Source organism: Klebsiella sp. PK01 (assembly GCF_057624675.1).
In genome coordinates, this window is record NZ_JBYEZM010000002.1 from 425134 (window position 1) to 441533 (window position 16400).

A 16400-nucleotide genomic window follows, 5' to 3' on the forward strand; every position below is an offset into this window, starting at 1 on the left:
GAAAGTTACTATGGAATAGAATACGGACTCTATAAATAGAGCCCGTTTTGTTTTAACCTTTCAAATTTTTAACTTTTTTCTTTATCTGAATACGAATAACCGTAATAACTATAGCCATAGCCATAATAGCTACTTGCTTTTTTAACGACTCCGTTCAAAATAGCACCCTTAACATCAATGCCACTTTGCTCAAAACGTCTTACACTAACTGCAATTTCTTTGACAGTATTTGATTCAAATCTTGCTACTAGTAATGTTGTCCCTGCATAACGACCAATAATTGCAGCATCGGTGACTGCTAAAATAGGAGGAGTATCTATAACGACCAAGTCATAATTAGATGAAGCCCACTTAAGCAAATCTGAGAATCTTGAATGCATTAGCAGTTCGGCAGGATTTGGTGGAACTTGACCACGTCCAATATAGTCAAATTCGCCACTGGTAACCTTCTCTATTGTACTTTCTACAGAACTTTGGCCAGAAAGTATATCTGATAATCCTTTTGTCTGTTTATGGCCGAGCATCTTATGCACATAACCTTTTCTGAGGTCAGCATCTATAAAGAGAACTTTCTTCCCAGTCAGAGCAATGATCGCAGCCAAGTTAGTACTTATGAATGTCTTACCAGCATTTGGGCTTGCTCCGGAAATCATCAGTATATTATTTTCGGCTTCCATCATCGCAAAATGTAAGCTCGTCCGAAGACTCCTAATTGCCTCTACCGCAAGGTCTGCAGGGTTTTCTACAGCCAGCAGTCTATCCGATTGATTTTTGTTTCGTATATTGTTCTTCGCAGAATGTTTAGTTAACCATTCAGATACTGGAACGCTCGCATACACGCTTACTCCCAGCTCCTCTAACTGTTCTGGAGATTCAATACCACGACGCAGGAATACTTGTACAAAGACCATAGCTATTGACACGATAAAACCAAGTACAATGCCAGCTAATATTACAATTATTTTTTTAGGTTTAACTGGTTTCGGATCGGTTACAGCATCATCAATGATTCTGACGTTACCAATTGCGCTTGATTTAGCAATATTCAACTCTTGCTGACGGTTGAGTAATTGCATATATACAGCCCGACCAGATTCAACATCCCTACTAAGGCGCAACACTTCTTGTTGAGTCGAGGGCATTCCACTGACACGTTTATTTAGCTTATTTTTTTCATCTTGAAGTGTTTTCCTTTTTTCCATCAGTGCTTTGTAAGTAGGATGTTCTTTTGTATAAAGTTGAGAAATTTCTGCTTCACGAAATGTTAATTCGTTCAATTGATTATCAACGTTAACAATCTGATCCAGAACTGATTTTGCCTCCATGGTAAGGTCAACAGAGTCTTTTTGTTGTCGATATTGATTCAACTTGTTTTCAGCTGAATCTAAATCTCCACGTACCAAGGGTAATTGATTATTAAGGAACTCCAGGCTTTTAGCATCCTGCGCGGCTTGACGCGCAACGTTTTGAGCCAGATAATTTTGACTGATACTGTTTAATACTCGTGAAATGAAATCAGGGTCTTCACCGGTCAAAGTTAAGTTAAGCATTCCCGTATCTTTGCCCTGATCTAAAGCGCTAAATGACTCCTGCAGATTCGTGATTGCTTTCAGTCGAGAATAATATTTAACCTCAAATTGCGTTCCAGGTTTTGCATCAATCGATTTTATATCGAGAGCAATACCTTTCTCATCCAGTGGTACACCAACGGTCCCCTGTAAAACGATACCGTCAAAATCGACAGTGTAATGTTTATCATCTTTTACTGTTACCAAAATTTCAGGTACTTTTCCCCCAGCATCTTTCGGCAAATAAAGGCGATTAATCTCCAGATTACCTTCTTTCTCACCTAATAATCTAGCAACCCCCTTTCCTAATAGTGGAAAATGTTTCTGTTCAACAAGAGCCTGAAGATTAAGATCATCAACAGTCTTTCCTAGAATCATACGTGACTGCAGTAATGCTATTTCTGGCGCAGATTGAGGTTGACTATCCGGCAACATTTGGCTGAGGCTATCTATTAATGCGTTACCCTGCTTTTGTTCAACCTGTATTAATGCATTAGCTTCATAAATTGGGGTGGCAAACAGAGCATATAAAACTGCTATAACTGTAAAGCCAGTGGTTATAGAAATAATGAGTTTGCGATGGTCAATTAATTCACCGAACAAACGTCCAAAATCAATCTCATTATTTTCTTGTGGTGTTACTTTTTTATCAATTACCGATGTCATGCGGTTTTTCCCGATATTATTGCCCTAACTTCTCAGCCCAAGAACGACAACTTAAGTCAATCAACTGATAAACTGATTCGAATGCTTCATCGCTCTTCCTGTAAGGGTCTGGTATCTCTTTACCTGATAGCCAATGCCCAAGAAGCATTGTTTTCCCCCTAACTTCTGGAGCAATCCGACTGACTTGTTCTAAATGAACTTGCTCCATTACTAAGAGCAAATCATATTGGCGCCCAAGACTTGCGCTAAATTGCTTACCTTCATGTCCTTCCAAAGAAAGACCATGACTTTCAGCAATTCGTATCGCTGAGGGATCTGCAGGATGACCGATTAAGGCACCAACACCCGCTGAGTCTATTTTCTTAGTCGGTAATGCCTTACGTAATAATCGCTCTCCAATCGGAGAGCGACAAATATTACCGGTACAAATAACTAATATTGAGTCAAACATATTATGGCCACGTTTTGATATATCGGACAGTTTCGGTCATATCATGTACCCCAGTAATTGTCGGAACTAGCTGAGATATCACGCGATTCCATCGCACCAATGGGGCTGTTGTGACATATACGATGTCATACGGCTGTAGCTGGAATTCTGTACCTAACACCATGGCCGATGCATCCTGTGCATTAAGCTGGTAAATATTGGCGATTTTACCCTCTTTATCGCCTTTTAACTGCCGCACGACAAAGACCCCTGTGGCATCACTAAACGCCTGTGACATCCCTTCAGCATTACCCAATGCCTCAGCTAATGTCATGCCGCTTCGATCCATTTTCATGGTACTTTGTTTACCAACTTCCCCCATGACAAACACTTTCAGATCATCATTTCTTGGTACGAACAATATATCGCCCGGGTAGAGTAAATGGTTTTCTGTCAAATCACCTTTTTGCATTAATGCAAACAGCGATATTTTTGTGTCTTTGCCGTTGTGAGTTAAAACAACGTTACGCCAGTCTGCATCAGGAGCTAATCCACCAGCATTATTTATTGCATCCATTACGGTTAGCGGTATATTTGTGATCGGCTGTTGTCCAGATTTAACAACCTCTCCGGTGACATAGGCTTTTTGTGAACGAAATGCAGCAATACTCACGTCTACTTGCGGGCTTTCAATATAGGTTGTTAATCGACTCGCTATGTCGTGACGTACTTCGCTCAACGTTTTACCTGCGACCTGAACCTTACCTATATAAGGATAAAAGATTGTTCCATCGGAGTTTACCCAGTTACCCGTATCGCTAGCACTACGATACTGACCTGCAGGAGTCGTTAGTTCAGGGTGATCCCAGACAGTCACCATCAGTACATCGCCAACACCAATTCGGTATTCATAGCTATGAAGCAACTGGTCGAGTTGCGGATTTGGGCGAGCAAGAATGGTCTCCGGTCGAAGCTTTTCAACCAAACTCGGCGTCATTGGATAAACGTTCACCAACTTATCCAGGTCATAATCGCTATCCGGAAGTTCAACTACATTTTTGCGTAAGCTGTTCAGCCCCTGACCCGGAACAATAGTACACCCTGTCAAAAAGCTAATTGCCAATGCCACTGCTGAAACCCTAACAATTTTTTTCTTCATAATGTCACATCATCAATAAACCAAATTTTTCAATTACTGATTTGCCGTCTGAGTTTTTACCGATTAACAATTCACAATCAGTAATCCCTACCCTCTTCTCAGCATCCAGCCTATAAACTAAATGGAATCTCTATCCCTGCACTGGCACCAACATCGTCGCTATCGCTGTTATCGGCATTGGTGTACCAAAGATTAGTATTCAATCGAACAGATTTATAGACATCGCCACTCCAGCCCAACTGTATCCCTTTTAAGGTGTCTGAATTAGGAAACGCTTTATTGATAGTCTGATTTTCCGGGTTCACTTTCGCGTACACCAGACGGGTACTCCAGCGCTGATTATCTTCAGTCACCAACTCAACTTTGCCTGCAAACAACTGGCCATCGCCCCCCATCGCGTCACCTAGTGGATAGCCTTGCTGATAATAACCATCTTTATAGATGTGATGGGTATAACTGTAATTAGTGCGACTCATATTGGTACGGGTATCATGCGCCTCCACATACCAGTTAATCGCATCTTTACCCCAGCCGTGGTGACCTTCAATACCACCAAGATACATATTCGCGGAAGGTAGGAATCCTGACTCATCTTCGCCAATCATTTGGCCATAGAAACTCACCGGCCAGCCCAGGGTAGGTTCGAGCTTAAACTTAAAATCAAAGCCGGCAAGTTGGTTACCCGGTTCATTTGGGTCGTTGGCTGACGAGTTGTCTTTGCCAGTAAAGCCATCCCAAAAACTGCTAAAGGATTCAGGACGCCCTTCTCCCCCCCACTGCATTATGCGTGAAGCGCCAAGCTCAAGTGACTGAAAAGGTGTGAAAGTAAGACGCCCACCAAGGATCTTAGCATGAGGTACGGCCGTATATTGGTTCATCTGGCTTGCGGAAATCTGATACTGCCACGGACCAATCCAGCGCAACCACCATGTCTCAGGAGCAGCTTGTTCAGCGCGTTGCATTAAAAAACCGGTCATCGGTCTTGCCGCATCGCCACGAATCAGGCTTCCTTCATAACCAGGGCCCCACCACTGAGGCACCTGACCGAATGATAACCATTGATTCCAGAACTTGACTGCGCCATACGCGCCGTTGGCATTAAAGCGCGATCCATTGCTAATACGCTCGCCGCCTTCGACATTCCCCTGCAGATGCACATCCCACCATTCACCGCTGTTATTGAAGGCAAGAGAGAGAGAATTATCTGCTGGTTGGCTTTGGCCGAATCCCTGAGGTGTTCCAGGCTGGTCAGTTGACGTATAGCCGCTTACGCGAAAATCCGCCTTCAAATTAGAAAGGCGTTGATTGATGCGCGCCAGGACAACTTGTTCAGAGGAATATGAAGGTTTTGCTTTTTTCAGTGCTCGGGTAATTTCTTCCTGGCTGAGCGGCCAGGTGGAGAGACTTAGATGAATGACTCCGCGATCGGATAACCACGCCAGGTCGTTGCGAAGTTCATTATCATTTTGCACCAACCCTGCTGCATATACCTGCGAGCTAACTGATGCAACCAGACCCAAAGCAAGTGCGATACGAGCAATTTTTATCATTGTTCAAGTTCCATTTACGAGTCCCTTCCCACCAGGTGGGTACGGCAATGGGGATTTTTAAGAATCAGGAGCTTATGAGTTCGACAAGCCTATTTTTTACAACAGCGATCCATTGCCTCGATGGACAACATCCTCAGGTACGAGCGGTTTGCTGCAAACGGATGTGAACTTAATGCATTCATAATGTAAGCGATATTGGTTGCCAAGGCTACTTTCATGGGCTCAATAATGTGCACATGATCAGAAGTCTGACAACGTCGCTATGCGTATGGTGAGTATTCAAAACATTGGGTACCGTGAGTGTCAGGATACGCTACCGCCCTTGGCTTAACAGCTACCAACGCACTGTACCTCTTACCCAGGAATTTTCTTTACATCGACTGTTGGTGAATTAACCACAGCAATTATTTTTACCGCCTCGAGTTTACGAGATTCTTCTGTTAATTGGGAGTATAAATTCACCCCCACGAAGCGGATAAAACGATATTTTTCATTTTTACTGGCAAGGGTTCATCTGTTAATAAGATTATTTAATGGCATCCCTCACCAACTGACCACTTTATTACCATCCTAAGAATGAACCATGGTAACTATATGATTTTAAAGCAATTAAAATAAATGCTATGTTTAAGTGAAAAAATACCCATGCAGTAGTCAACTACAAAATATGATAGATATCATCACCCACTTCTTTTTTGGGTTCCAGAACGATAACTCTGATTTCCGTTATTCTCTTTTCATTTAAGAATCATCTTATCCGTAATAACATACCGAACCGCGCTTTCAAAGATCCTGTTAACATTATTATGTTTCACCATTATGAAAGCCACGATTCTAAAATCCCTTAGTTAACTATGGATACGCCATTTATCATACTAATCACGCCAACTGTTAACCCGTAAACTTATCGAAATAGTATGATTAATATATATGCTTATGTAGATCGGCTCTGGTAAACGGCTTCTCAAATGGTCCGATCATGGTTGCAACCTCGCCTAACAACGACTGCGTCGGTGCTTTAACCCCAGTGTTTAATAATATGAGTGGGATAATTACCACGCTCAACGCCCCCATCCATGAAATCTGCGCAGAACGAAAAGCCGACGTACGCCATTGCAACAGCAGAAAAGTCAAACTTCCACAAGCCCCCAGAATAAATCCACTCACCACTTCAGATACCGAATGTGCATGAATCATCAATCGGGAATAACCCACAATACCCGCCAGAATAAAGCCCAGAAGCACGGCCCCCCAGCGCAGGGATGATGAAGCACGAGAAGTTAACAGCCATAAGAGTATTGGCCAAAAGGCGGTTGAGAGTGCGGTATGTCCGCTGAAACCGGTAAAATCGATTTCCCGTATGCCAATTCCCCAGCCCATAAAGGCCAGTTTTGAAATGCACACGACAGTCCCCGTAATCCCAAAGAGCAGCGCCCATTGCCAGGCCAGAGTCCGGGATGTTTTACGCAGCACCAGCACCGCGAACAGCACCACTGCGCTAGGAAGCAACACGGTACTATCGCCAAAAAACGAGACAAATTGCCAGTTCATTTACGCTTCATCCTCTGACGATACATCCCTTTTCCCTGTATCTTATCCATGAATTCCTTATGGGCATATTCATCCATTAACGTTACGTTTATATGCATACATCACCGTTGTTTAATGGCTAAACATGATCTCAGTCAAGTTTTATTTCGCATCTCTAACTGTGCTACAGTGCGCTTGCTTAAGAAAGAGCGCACTAAGCAACTATCAGTTAAGCAATTTTCTGACTCATCTGACCAAATGACTGCTTCACGCACGACAATCATCAATCAGCCATCGCATCTATGTACTCAATAAGATTCAACTGAGATGAAAACTCTTCATTGCAATTAATGAACCGAATAAATAAGAATCTCGGCTTCATTTCAGTTGGATCTTCTAACGCTGGCGTGCCACTCAACAATATGATGTTATCTGCACGCCAGCTTTCGTTCGTATTAAGCGCCTGGTTTCACGCCAGCAGCTTTTTGATGCTCTCGCGGAACTTAGTTCCTTCTTTATGGTTACGTAAGCCGTAGCTTACAAACGCCTGCATGTAGCCCATTTTTTTACCGCAGTCGTAGCTCTCACCGGTCATCAACATGGCATCAACAGACTGTTTCTTCGCCAGTGCGGCTATAGCGTCAGTCAGCTGGATACGACCCCATGCGCCAGGTTCGGTACGCTCAAGTTCTTCCCAGATATCAGCAGACAGCACATAACGGCCAACGGCCATCAAATCGGAATCGAGCGTTTGCGGTTCGTCTGGTTTTTCAATAAATTCAACAATACGGCCAATCTCCCCTTCCACTTTCAACCCATCTTTGGTTTGAATGACGGAATACTCGGAAAGGTCCCCTGGCATGCGTTTGGCCAGAACCTGACTGCGCCCGGTTTCATTAAACCGCGCTACCATTGCCGCAAGGTTATAACGCAGCGGATCCGCGCTCGCACCATCAAGAATGATATCCGGCAACACTACTACAAACGGATTATTGCCAACGGCCGGACGCGCACAAAGGATAGAGTGACCCAGGCCCAGTTGCTGACCTTGTCGAACGTTCATTATCGTGACGCCTGGCGGACAAATCGCCTGCACTTCTGCTAACAGTTGGCGTTTAACTCGTTGCTCCAGCAGCGCTTCCAGCTCATAAGAGGTATCGAAATGGTTTTCTACAGCATTCTTAGATGAATGGGTGACCAGCACAATTTCTTTGATTCCGGCGGCGACAATTTCATCGACGATATACTGAACCATCGGCTTATCAACGATCGGCAGCATCTCTTTCGGTATCGCTTTGGTTGCAGGCAACATATGCATCCCTAACCCTGCTACCGGAATAATTGCTTTCAAACTCACCATTATTTCATCCACCTATATGGTTATAAACTTTCGAATTTTTGTCAGAACGTTGATGTCACTGGCATTTGTTTGTGATGGTACAGCATCGTACCGTGCACGACTTTAACCAAAATCCTAAATTACTCTCTTAGTCCAAGAATACACGCAAAAAATGCTAGCTGACAGGTAGCTTTAAGAAAATTCTCACACATTTGTCCTGGTCAATTGGCATTCATGGGAACAGAGCAAAAGCAGCGCTTAATGCATTGTTATTTAACAATAATAATTGGAAAACGATCCTGGCGATAAGCAACTTCCTTTGCAGATTAAACACCTTCTTTCTTAAAAATCGCCATGGCAAGACACTTCAGTAAAAGTCAAATACCATGTGAAATAGCAATTTGGTGATAGTAATTAGTAAAATCGTCTAAACTTTGGACAAAAAGCTAACTTGACTAACCTTCTTACCCGCAGATTAACCCATTATCCATCGCTGATACTGCTGCTTTTATGCAACAATGAGCCATCTTAAGGGTCTTATTAAACGAGAGGCCTGACAAGCTACGGAATTCAGTAGGAATTTTCCCCTAAATAACAACTTGGTGAAAAATACGCCAATATTTTGGTGTTGGCTACGGTTAATAATCTTTTCTTATCCTTGCTATTACCGCACAGTAATTGTGTGGATTTCTAATTAATTCCAAATCAGCCCAAATAGATCTTAAAGGCCCGATATTTAACCATCGCTTATTACGTTATAACTTTCGTTTGTACGCTAACCCGCTACGCATCGCCACCATAAGTCGTTGCATTTTACCTGGCGCTTATCCATGATCGATAGATGATACGATTATGTTGTAAAGGTTCTTATTGATTATGGAATGGATTGCCGATCCCTCTATCTGGGCTGGTCTCATTACGCTCGTGGTTATCGAACTGGTTCTGGGGATAGATAACCTGGTATTCATTGCTATCCTTGCCGAAAAGCTTCCCCCTGCCCAGCGCGATCGCGCGCGTGTTACCGGTCTGTTGTTGGCAATGGTGATGCGTTTGGTTCTGCTGGCGTCAATTTCCTGGTTAGTCACCCTCACCACGCCGCTCTTCAACTGGCATGACTTAAGCTTCAGCGCCCGCGATTTGATCATGTTATTCGGCGGGCTGTTCCTGTTGTTTAAAGCCACCGTTGAGCTTAATGAGCGGCTGGAAGGGAAAGACAGTAATAATCCCACCCAGCGTAAAGGGGCGAAGTTCTGGGGCGTGGTGGCGCAAATAGTCGTGCTAGATGCTATCTTCTCGCTGGATTCAGTCATTACCGCGGTTGGTATGGTTGATCATCTGGCGGTAATGATGGCCGCAGTTATTATCGCCATTACGCTGATGTTAATGGCCAGCAAAGCCCTGACCCGCTTTGTCAACAGCCACCCCACGATTGTCATCCTATGCCTTAGTTTCCTGCTGATGATCGGTTTTAGCCTGATCGCCGAAGGGTTTGGCTTCCCAATCCCGAAAGGTTATCTGTATGCCGCTATTGGTTTCTCGGTGATGATCGAATCATTCAATCAGTTAGCTATCTTTAATCGCCGGCGCTTCCTCTCGGCAAATCTCACTATGCGGCAGAGGACGACTGAGGCGGTGATGAATCTACTAAGCGGACGTAAGGAGAATGCTGAGCTTGATGCCGAGACGGCAACCATGGTCGCCGATCAGGGGGAAAACCCGCTGTTTAATCCGCAGGAACGCTTAATGATTGAGCGCGTACTGAATCTGAATCAACGCACCGTCAGCAGCATCATGACTTCACGTCACGATATTGAACACATCGACTTAAGCGCGCCCGAAGAGGAAGTCCGCGCGCTGCTGGAGAAAAACCAGCATACCCGTATAGTCGTCACCGGCGGCAACGATAACGAGGATCTGTTAGGGGTTGTTCATGTTATCGACCTGCTACAGCAGTCGTTGCGCAATGAGCCGCTTGATTTACACGTTCTGCTACGCCAACCGCTTATTTTTCCGGAAACCTTGCAGCTACTCCCGGCGCTGGAGCAGTTTCGTCAGGCGCGGACGCACTTTGCTTTTGTGGTCGACGAATTTGGCTCCGTTGAAGGGCTGGTGACTATCAGCGATGTTATGGAAACCATTGCGGGTAATCTGCCTAATGAAGTGGAAGAGATCGATGCTCGTCATGATATTCACAAAAACGCCGATGGCAGTTGGACCGCTAACGGCCATATGCCGCTGGAGGATCTGGTTCAGTACGTTCCGCTGCCGCTGGATGATAAACGCGAATATCACACGATAGCCGGATTATTGATGGAATATTTGCAGCATATTCCAGCCGCAGGTGAAGAAGTGAAGATTGGCAGTTATACCCTGCGAACTCTGGAAGTTGAAAGCCACCGAGTGCAGAAAGTACAGATTATCCCGCCGATTGAAGTAGAAGATGAATTAGATTATGAAGTGTGAATAAAGCGGTTCAGCCGCCGCGGGTCACCTGCGGCGGCTGATGATGATTACAGCTTATCGAGCAGTTTCTTCACATCTTTGCCGTTCTGACTATTACTATTGCGTTCAGCCCACTCGTTCAAACGCTGTCTGGCTTCGTCCTGCAACTGCTTACGCAGGATCTGATCTACCTGTAGGCTATAGCTTAACGACTGCCACTTACCATAGATACGCAGCGGGATTGCCGTCTGCTTGAGGCGGTCAATCAGCTTGCTTTCACCTTTCCAGCCGCCTAACACCCGCACGTTGAAATGCATGTCGCAATCCTCTGCTTGCAGATTCAAATTACCTTGCCCGTTCAACGCCATCATTGCCGACTGTCCCTGCAAGCCGTTAAGCGTTATCTGGCCATTATTCAGGGTTAAATCACTGCTTAACGCGTCAAGCTGAGTCGCATTATCGAAGTTTTCTTGCGCCTGTACGTTGGTGCTCCTCGCTACAGCCTGCTGTACGAGCTGCTGGAAGTTGAGCCCTTCAGTACGCGTATCCTTCATTCGCAGCTGTGCCTGTCCCTGCCAGTTACGACGGAAGTCATCTGCATCAATGCGCGGGCCGGAGAAATCGCCATTCAGGGATAATTTTCCCGTCAGGCTAATCGGGTAGTGGAACGCCTGCAAAATGGTACCGATTTCCACATTATCTAACTGCGGTTGGAAAGCGGCATGGGACGTATTGCCCCGAACATCCAGCACTCCAGGTAAAGATATACGCCCCTCGCCCAGACTGCCCTGCAGTTGTTTCACCGTCAGCAGCCCCTGCTGGTTCGTGATATCACTCTTCACCTGGCTGAATCGCATACCACGCCACTGCACCTGATCCGCCGACAGCGCGAGCTGGCCGTTAAAGCCAAGCAAACTATGATAATCCTGCTGGATATCGCTATCGGCAATCACGGGGCGCAGCTGTCTCGGCTGGCTTTGCCCACGCTGATCGGCATTGCCTTCATTGGCCGCCGCGTTTTGCGCAAGCAAACTGTCCAGATTCAGGGTGGTCGCCTGCAGGTTTAGCACCCAGTCAGGTTTATCCCCCAACACAACGCTACCACTACCGGTAATTGCGCTGCCATTAGCCGTGAGATTGAGATTGTCGAAATTGAGTTTTTTCGCCTCTTCAATCCAGCTGGCTTGCAGACTTCCTTGCCCGTTGAGGCCATCCGGCGGCAGCTCCGCTCCGCGTACCTGCCAGTTGAGCTGCGAAAAATCAGCTTTCAGAGAATGAGGGTAATCACCGCCCTGAACCTGTGCAGTAAAGGACAACGCCAGGTCACGCTGATCGCGATTGACCCTGCCGGAGAAATCAACCGTCGCCAGATGGTTGTCATCCTGCTCCATTTGTAAGCGTATGTCGCGCACGGTGATCTGTTCGCCATTTTCATGCTGGAAGAACAGGACACTATCGGCTACCTGCAGCTTACGGACATCGTAGGACCAACCGCGATCTTGCGGCGCCTGAGGCAACGTATTGTCATGCGGCACCACCGGCGCGTTCTGGTCACGCACCGCTTCCGTTTTCGCGGTAAGCTGAATGACCGCGCCTTTCAGCATCACCTGCTTGACCTGCAGTTGATGAGAAAGTAGCGGCATCAGCGCAACATCCAAACGCATATTATCAGCACGCACGACCGGTTCGGAAGCACCTGGCGCCGTTAGCGCCATACGGCCGGAGAGAATACTCAACTGCGGCCAAACATGCCAACGCAGCGGACCATCAAGCTTCAGTTGATAGCCGCTACGCTCCGCCACTTCCTGCACCATATAGTTGCGGAAGTCATTAGGGTTGACCAGCAACACCAGCGCAGTGAGTCCCGCGACAATGACGGTCAACAAGATCATCAGCGTGGTCAGAATTCGTCTCATGACATCCTCTATAAGCCGCTTACTTTATCAATCCTTGTCGATTCGACTAGCCACCGCGCCCTGCTGGTCGCGATATTTGGCGTCTTCACGGCGGTTGTATGGCCGCGCCGCCGGGCCAGAAAGCGGCTCGAAGCTCAACGCGCCAATGGGCATTCCCGGGCGCAGCGCCAACGGCAGCTTGCCGGAATTATAGAATTCCAGCACGATGCAGCCAGACCAGCCCGGGTCAATACGGTGCGCAGTGACGTGAACCATAAGTCCGAGACGCGCCAGTGACGAGCGGCCATCAAGCCAGCCGACGAGGTCTGCCGGAAGCGTTACAGACTCATAAGTCACCGCCAGCGCCAACTCTCCAGGATGAAGATAGAAAGCCTCACCTTCCGGCAATACGATCTCTTCGCTCATGACCCGGTCCAGCGCCGCGCTCACTTCCGCCTTAGGGCCGCTCAGGTCAATAAATGGCGCCGTATGACCGCGGAAGGTACGGAATTTATTGCCTAAGCGAACGTCAACGGTCGCACCGTTAATTCGGTCCACCGGCGGACGTGGGCTGATTGCCAGGCGCCCTTCATCCAACCAGGCTTCTATATCTCGGTCACACAGACGCATGAGCTTTCTCCTTTAAGGCATCTAGCCCTTACGCTTTCCGGGAATAAGGGCAATTGGGATTCTCTTTGCACGTTACACAATTAGTACGTGTTATTCAAAGAACTGACTGATTTTGGCCTTCAGAATATCGATGGCAATACGGTTTTTACCGCCGCGCGGGACAATAATGTCGGCATATTGCTTGGAAGGTTCAATAAATTGCAGGAACATTGGCCGCACCGTCTTCTGATACTGCGCCATCACCGAGTCCATGGAACGACCACGTTCGTTAACATCACGCTTGATGCGGCGCATCAGGCAGATATCCAGCGGCGTATCGACGAAAATAGAGAAGTTTAATTCATTGCGGAGTCTGGCATCCGTCAACAGCAGGATCCCTTCCAGAATGATCACTTTCTTCGGTTGAACATGAATCGTTTCCGGCATACGCGTATGTTCAACGTAGCTATACACGGGTAATTCAATTGGCTGGCCGCTTTTCAGCGTCTGTAAATGCTGGAACAACAAGCTATGGTCCATCGAGCTCGGATGGTCATAGTTGGTTTTTACACGCTCTTCCATCGACAGATGGCTTTGATCTTTGTAATAGCTGTCTTCTGGAATAACGCCAATATGCTCATCGCCAACTTGTTCACGTAATTCACGATAAAGTGTGCTGGCGATAAGGCTTTTGCCCGAAGCCGATGCGCCGGCGATGCCTACAATGACGCACTGATGAGACGTATCAGTCATAAATTTTTGCGACCTGATTAACCTGGATGTAGATGGAGGGTGACGTTTGACCGTCAAACGCGGCAATTATAGGGATTTCAGGGCGGCGATACCAGTGATATGCGCCCTGTACGCCTATTCCTCGTCCGGCGTCCAGCCTTCGGTATACCAGATATGCAACAACGCATAGGAGCGCCAGGGTTGCCAGCGGCTGGCATAGCGCGCGATACGCGCGGGCGTCATTCCAGGAAAACGCTGTTTAATCAGATAGTCATCGGGCAGAAAAATATCTTTTGCCTGCCAACCACGCAGCGCATAGTAATTCGCCGTCCAGCGACCAATGCCCGGCAGACTCTGTAATCGCTTCATACCGGTTGCAATATCAGCAGGCGCCGTCAACGGCAATTCACCGCTCAATGCCGCTTTGCCAAGGTGAATCAAGGCTTCCGCGCGGCGAAGGGGCATACCTAGTGCTTTGAGCGCCAATGGATCGGCTTGCGCCAGTTTCTGTGGGTCAGGGAAGAGAACATAGCCTGGCGCTTCGCTTAACGGCTGCCCGTAGGCCGCAGCCACTTTGGCCGTCAGCTTCGCCGCCATCGCTACGCTCACCAGTTGCCCCAATACCGCGCGCACCGCCTGTTCAAACGCATCCAGCGCGCCCGGCAAGCGTAACCCAGGCCGCGGCTGCGCCAGTTTGCCTAAGGTTTGCGTGACCTCAAACGGATCGCATGCTAAATCAAACAGTTGTGCTACGCGCGCCAGGCACTGGTCTGCTACCGGTAATAGTCCGGGAGAGAGCATCACCCGGAAACCCTGCTCGCATTCATCCGCTTTAACGGTAATCAATCCGCTGTGCCCATCGATACTAAAGCTGCGGGTATATTCATCTTCATGGAAGCTTTCAATTCCCGCTACCGCACGCGCGCTGAGAAACGCGAACATCCATCGCCAGTCATAGGGTGGTTGCCAGGGTAATAATGTCATGCACTCTCCTTATTGATCGCAACAAGCATAGATGCTCTGCGCCAGATACGCCTTGCTTTTAAATTCCAGTTGTCGGCATGGCGGCAATCCGCTAAAGTCGCCCCCCTTCTTCACTGGCATGGGGATTTTTCCGGTTATGTTTATTGGTTTTGACTATGGTACCGCCAACTGTTCGGTCGCCGTTATGCAGGGTGACAGCCCACGGCTTTTAACGCTGGAAAATGGTAGCCCGCTGTTGCCATCGATGCTTTGCGCTCCAACGCGCGAAGCGGTCAGCGAATGGCTATACCGCCACCACAATGTCCCGGCCGACGGTGCGGAAAACCAGGCGCTGCTGCGTCGCGCCATTAATTATAACCGTGATGAAGATATCGAAGTCCTGGGCAACAGCGTTCAGTTCGGACTCGCCTCTCTGCATCAATACGTTGACGATCCGGAAGAGGTCTACTTCGTTAAGTCGCCAAAATCGTTTCTTGGCGCCAATGGCCTTAAACCCCAGCAGGTCGCGTTATTTGAAGATCTGGTCTGCGCGATGATGCTGCATATTAAGCAGCAGGCGCAGTCTCAGCTTAGCGAACAAATTACCCAGGCGGTCATTGGTCGACCGATTAACTTCCAGGGGCTTGGCGGCGATGACGCCAACGCTCAGGCACAAGGAATTCTGGAGCGGGCGGCGAAACGCGCTGGATTTTACGATGTCGTATTTCAGTTTGAACCCGTCGCGGCGGGATTAGATTTTGAAGCCACCCTCGATGACGAAAAACGCGTGCTGGTCGTCGATATCGGCGGCGGCACCACCGACTGCTCGCTGCTGTTGATGGGGCCGCAGTGGCGGCAGAAAGCTGACCGTCAGGCTAGCCTGCTCGGCCACAGCGGCTGCCGTATCGGCGGTAACGATCTGGATATCGCCCTGGCCTTCAAATGCCTGATGCCGTTACTCGGTATGGGCGGTGAAACGGAAAAAGGCATTGCGTTGCCGGTACTGCCCTGGTGGAATGCAGTGGCGATTAATGACGTCCCGGCGCAAAGCGATTTTTATAGCGCCGCCAACGGCCGTATGCTCAATGACCTACTGCGCGACGCCCGCGATGCCGACAAGGTCGCACTGCTGCTTAAAGTATGGCGTCAGCGTCTGAGCTATCGCCTGGTGCGCAGCGCGGAAGAGAGCAAAATAGCCCTTTCCGCCCAGCAGGATTTCAACGCCGAACTGCCGTTTATTAGCGATGAGCTGGCGACCGCTATCAGCCAGCAGGGGCTGGAAGAGGCGCTCAATCAACCGCTGGCCCGCATTATGGAGCAGGTAAAGTTAGCGCTGGAAAGCAGCCATGAAACCCCGGACGTTATCTATCTCACCGGCGGTAGCGCGCGATCGCCATTAATTAAGAAGGCGCTTGCCGCACAGCTGCCGGGGATACCGATCGCCGGCGGCGATGATTTTGGTTCCGTGACCGCCGGGCTTGCCCGCTGGGCGCAGGTGGTTTTCGCCTGAAACGCGA

At 47.9% G+C, this 16400-nt stretch carries 12 protein-coding genes; 2 read left to right on the top strand and 10 right to left on the bottom strand.

What is annotated here, in order from left to right:
- Positions 1-68: 68 nt before the first annotated feature.
- From AC22LX_RS07290 to galF, 6 genes are all read right to left on the bottom strand, one after another.
- Positions 69-2234 carry a polysaccharide biosynthesis tyrosine autokinase gene (locus AC22LX_RS07290; protein ID WP_045391853.1) on the bottom strand — a complete coding sequence of 722 codons (2166 nt, stop codon included), beginning with the start codon at positions 2232-2234 and terminating at the stop codon, positions 69-71.
- A gap of 16 nt (positions 2235-2250) precedes the next feature.
- Positions 2251-2685, bottom strand: a complete 435-nt coding sequence (locus tag AC22LX_RS07295) for an arsenate reductase/protein-tyrosine-phosphatase family protein (RefSeq protein ID WP_072047967.1) — start codon at positions 2683-2685, stop codon at positions 2251-2253.
- A gap of 1 nt (position 2686) precedes the next feature.
- Positions 2687-3823: a polysaccharide export protein gene (locus tag AC22LX_RS07300; protein WP_045391856.1), complete on the bottom strand. Its 1137-nt coding sequence runs from the start codon at positions 3821-3823 to the stop codon at positions 2687-2689.
- Between the two features lie 110 nt (positions 3824-3933).
- A complete protein-coding gene (locus AC22LX_RS07305; RefSeq protein WP_045391859.1) occupies positions 3934-5373 on the bottom strand; it encodes a capsule assembly Wzi family protein in 1440 nt (479 codons plus the stop codon).
- A 921-nt stretch (positions 5374-6294) separates the two neighbouring features.
- Positions 6295-6924, bottom strand: coding sequence for a phosphatase PAP2 family protein (locus tag AC22LX_RS07310; protein ID WP_045391862.1), 630 nt, complete (start codon positions 6922-6924; stop codon positions 6295-6297).
- Between the two features lie 448 nt (positions 6925-7372).
- Complete coding sequence (gene galF / locus AC22LX_RS07315; protein ID WP_015706060.1) at positions 7373-8263, bottom strand: UTP--glucose-1-phosphate uridylyltransferase GalF; 891 nt, start codon at positions 8261-8263, stop codon at positions 7373-7375.
- Between the two features lie 855 nt (positions 8264-9118).
- On the opposite strand from galF, the gene AC22LX_RS07320 reads away from it, so the two are divergent.
- The gene (locus AC22LX_RS07320) at positions 9119-10705 is read left to right on the top strand and encodes a TerC family protein (RefSeq protein WP_045391864.1); all 1587 of its coding nucleotides are present in this window, start codon (positions 9119-9121) and stop codon (positions 10703-10705) included.
- Positions 10706-10752: 47 nt separating this feature from the next.
- Here AC22LX_RS07320 and asmA read toward each other — a convergent pair whose 3' ends face one another.
- The 4 genes from asmA to alkA form a co-directional block, all read right to left on the bottom strand.
- Positions 10753-12600, bottom strand: a complete 1848-nt coding sequence (asmA, locus tag AC22LX_RS07325; protein ID WP_045391866.1) for an outer membrane assembly protein AsmA — start codon at positions 12598-12600, stop codon at positions 10753-10755.
- Positions 12601-12627: 27 nt separating this feature from the next.
- Positions 12628-13209, bottom strand: coding sequence for a dCTP deaminase (gene dcd, locus AC22LX_RS07330; protein WP_015365790.1), 582 nt, complete (start codon positions 13207-13209; stop codon positions 12628-12630).
- Positions 13210-13299: 90 nt separating this feature from the next.
- Entirely contained in the window at positions 13300-13941 is a 642-nt protein-coding gene (gene udk / locus AC22LX_RS07335; protein ID WP_045391869.1) for a uridine kinase, read from the bottom strand.
- A 114-nt stretch (positions 13942-14055) separates the two neighbouring features.
- Positions 14056-14904: a DNA-3-methyladenine glycosylase 2 gene (alkA, locus tag AC22LX_RS07340; RefSeq protein ID WP_213292415.1), complete on the bottom strand. Its 849-nt coding sequence runs from the start codon at positions 14902-14904 to the stop codon at positions 14056-14058.
- Positions 14905-15040: 136 nt separating this feature from the next.
- Here alkA and yegD point away from each other — a divergent pair, with 136 nt between their 5' ends.
- Positions 15041-16393: a molecular chaperone gene (yegD, locus tag AC22LX_RS07345; protein WP_045391919.1), complete on the top strand. Its 1353-nt coding sequence runs from the start codon at positions 15041-15043 to the stop codon at positions 16391-16393.
- Positions 16394-16400 lie beyond the last annotated feature (7 nt).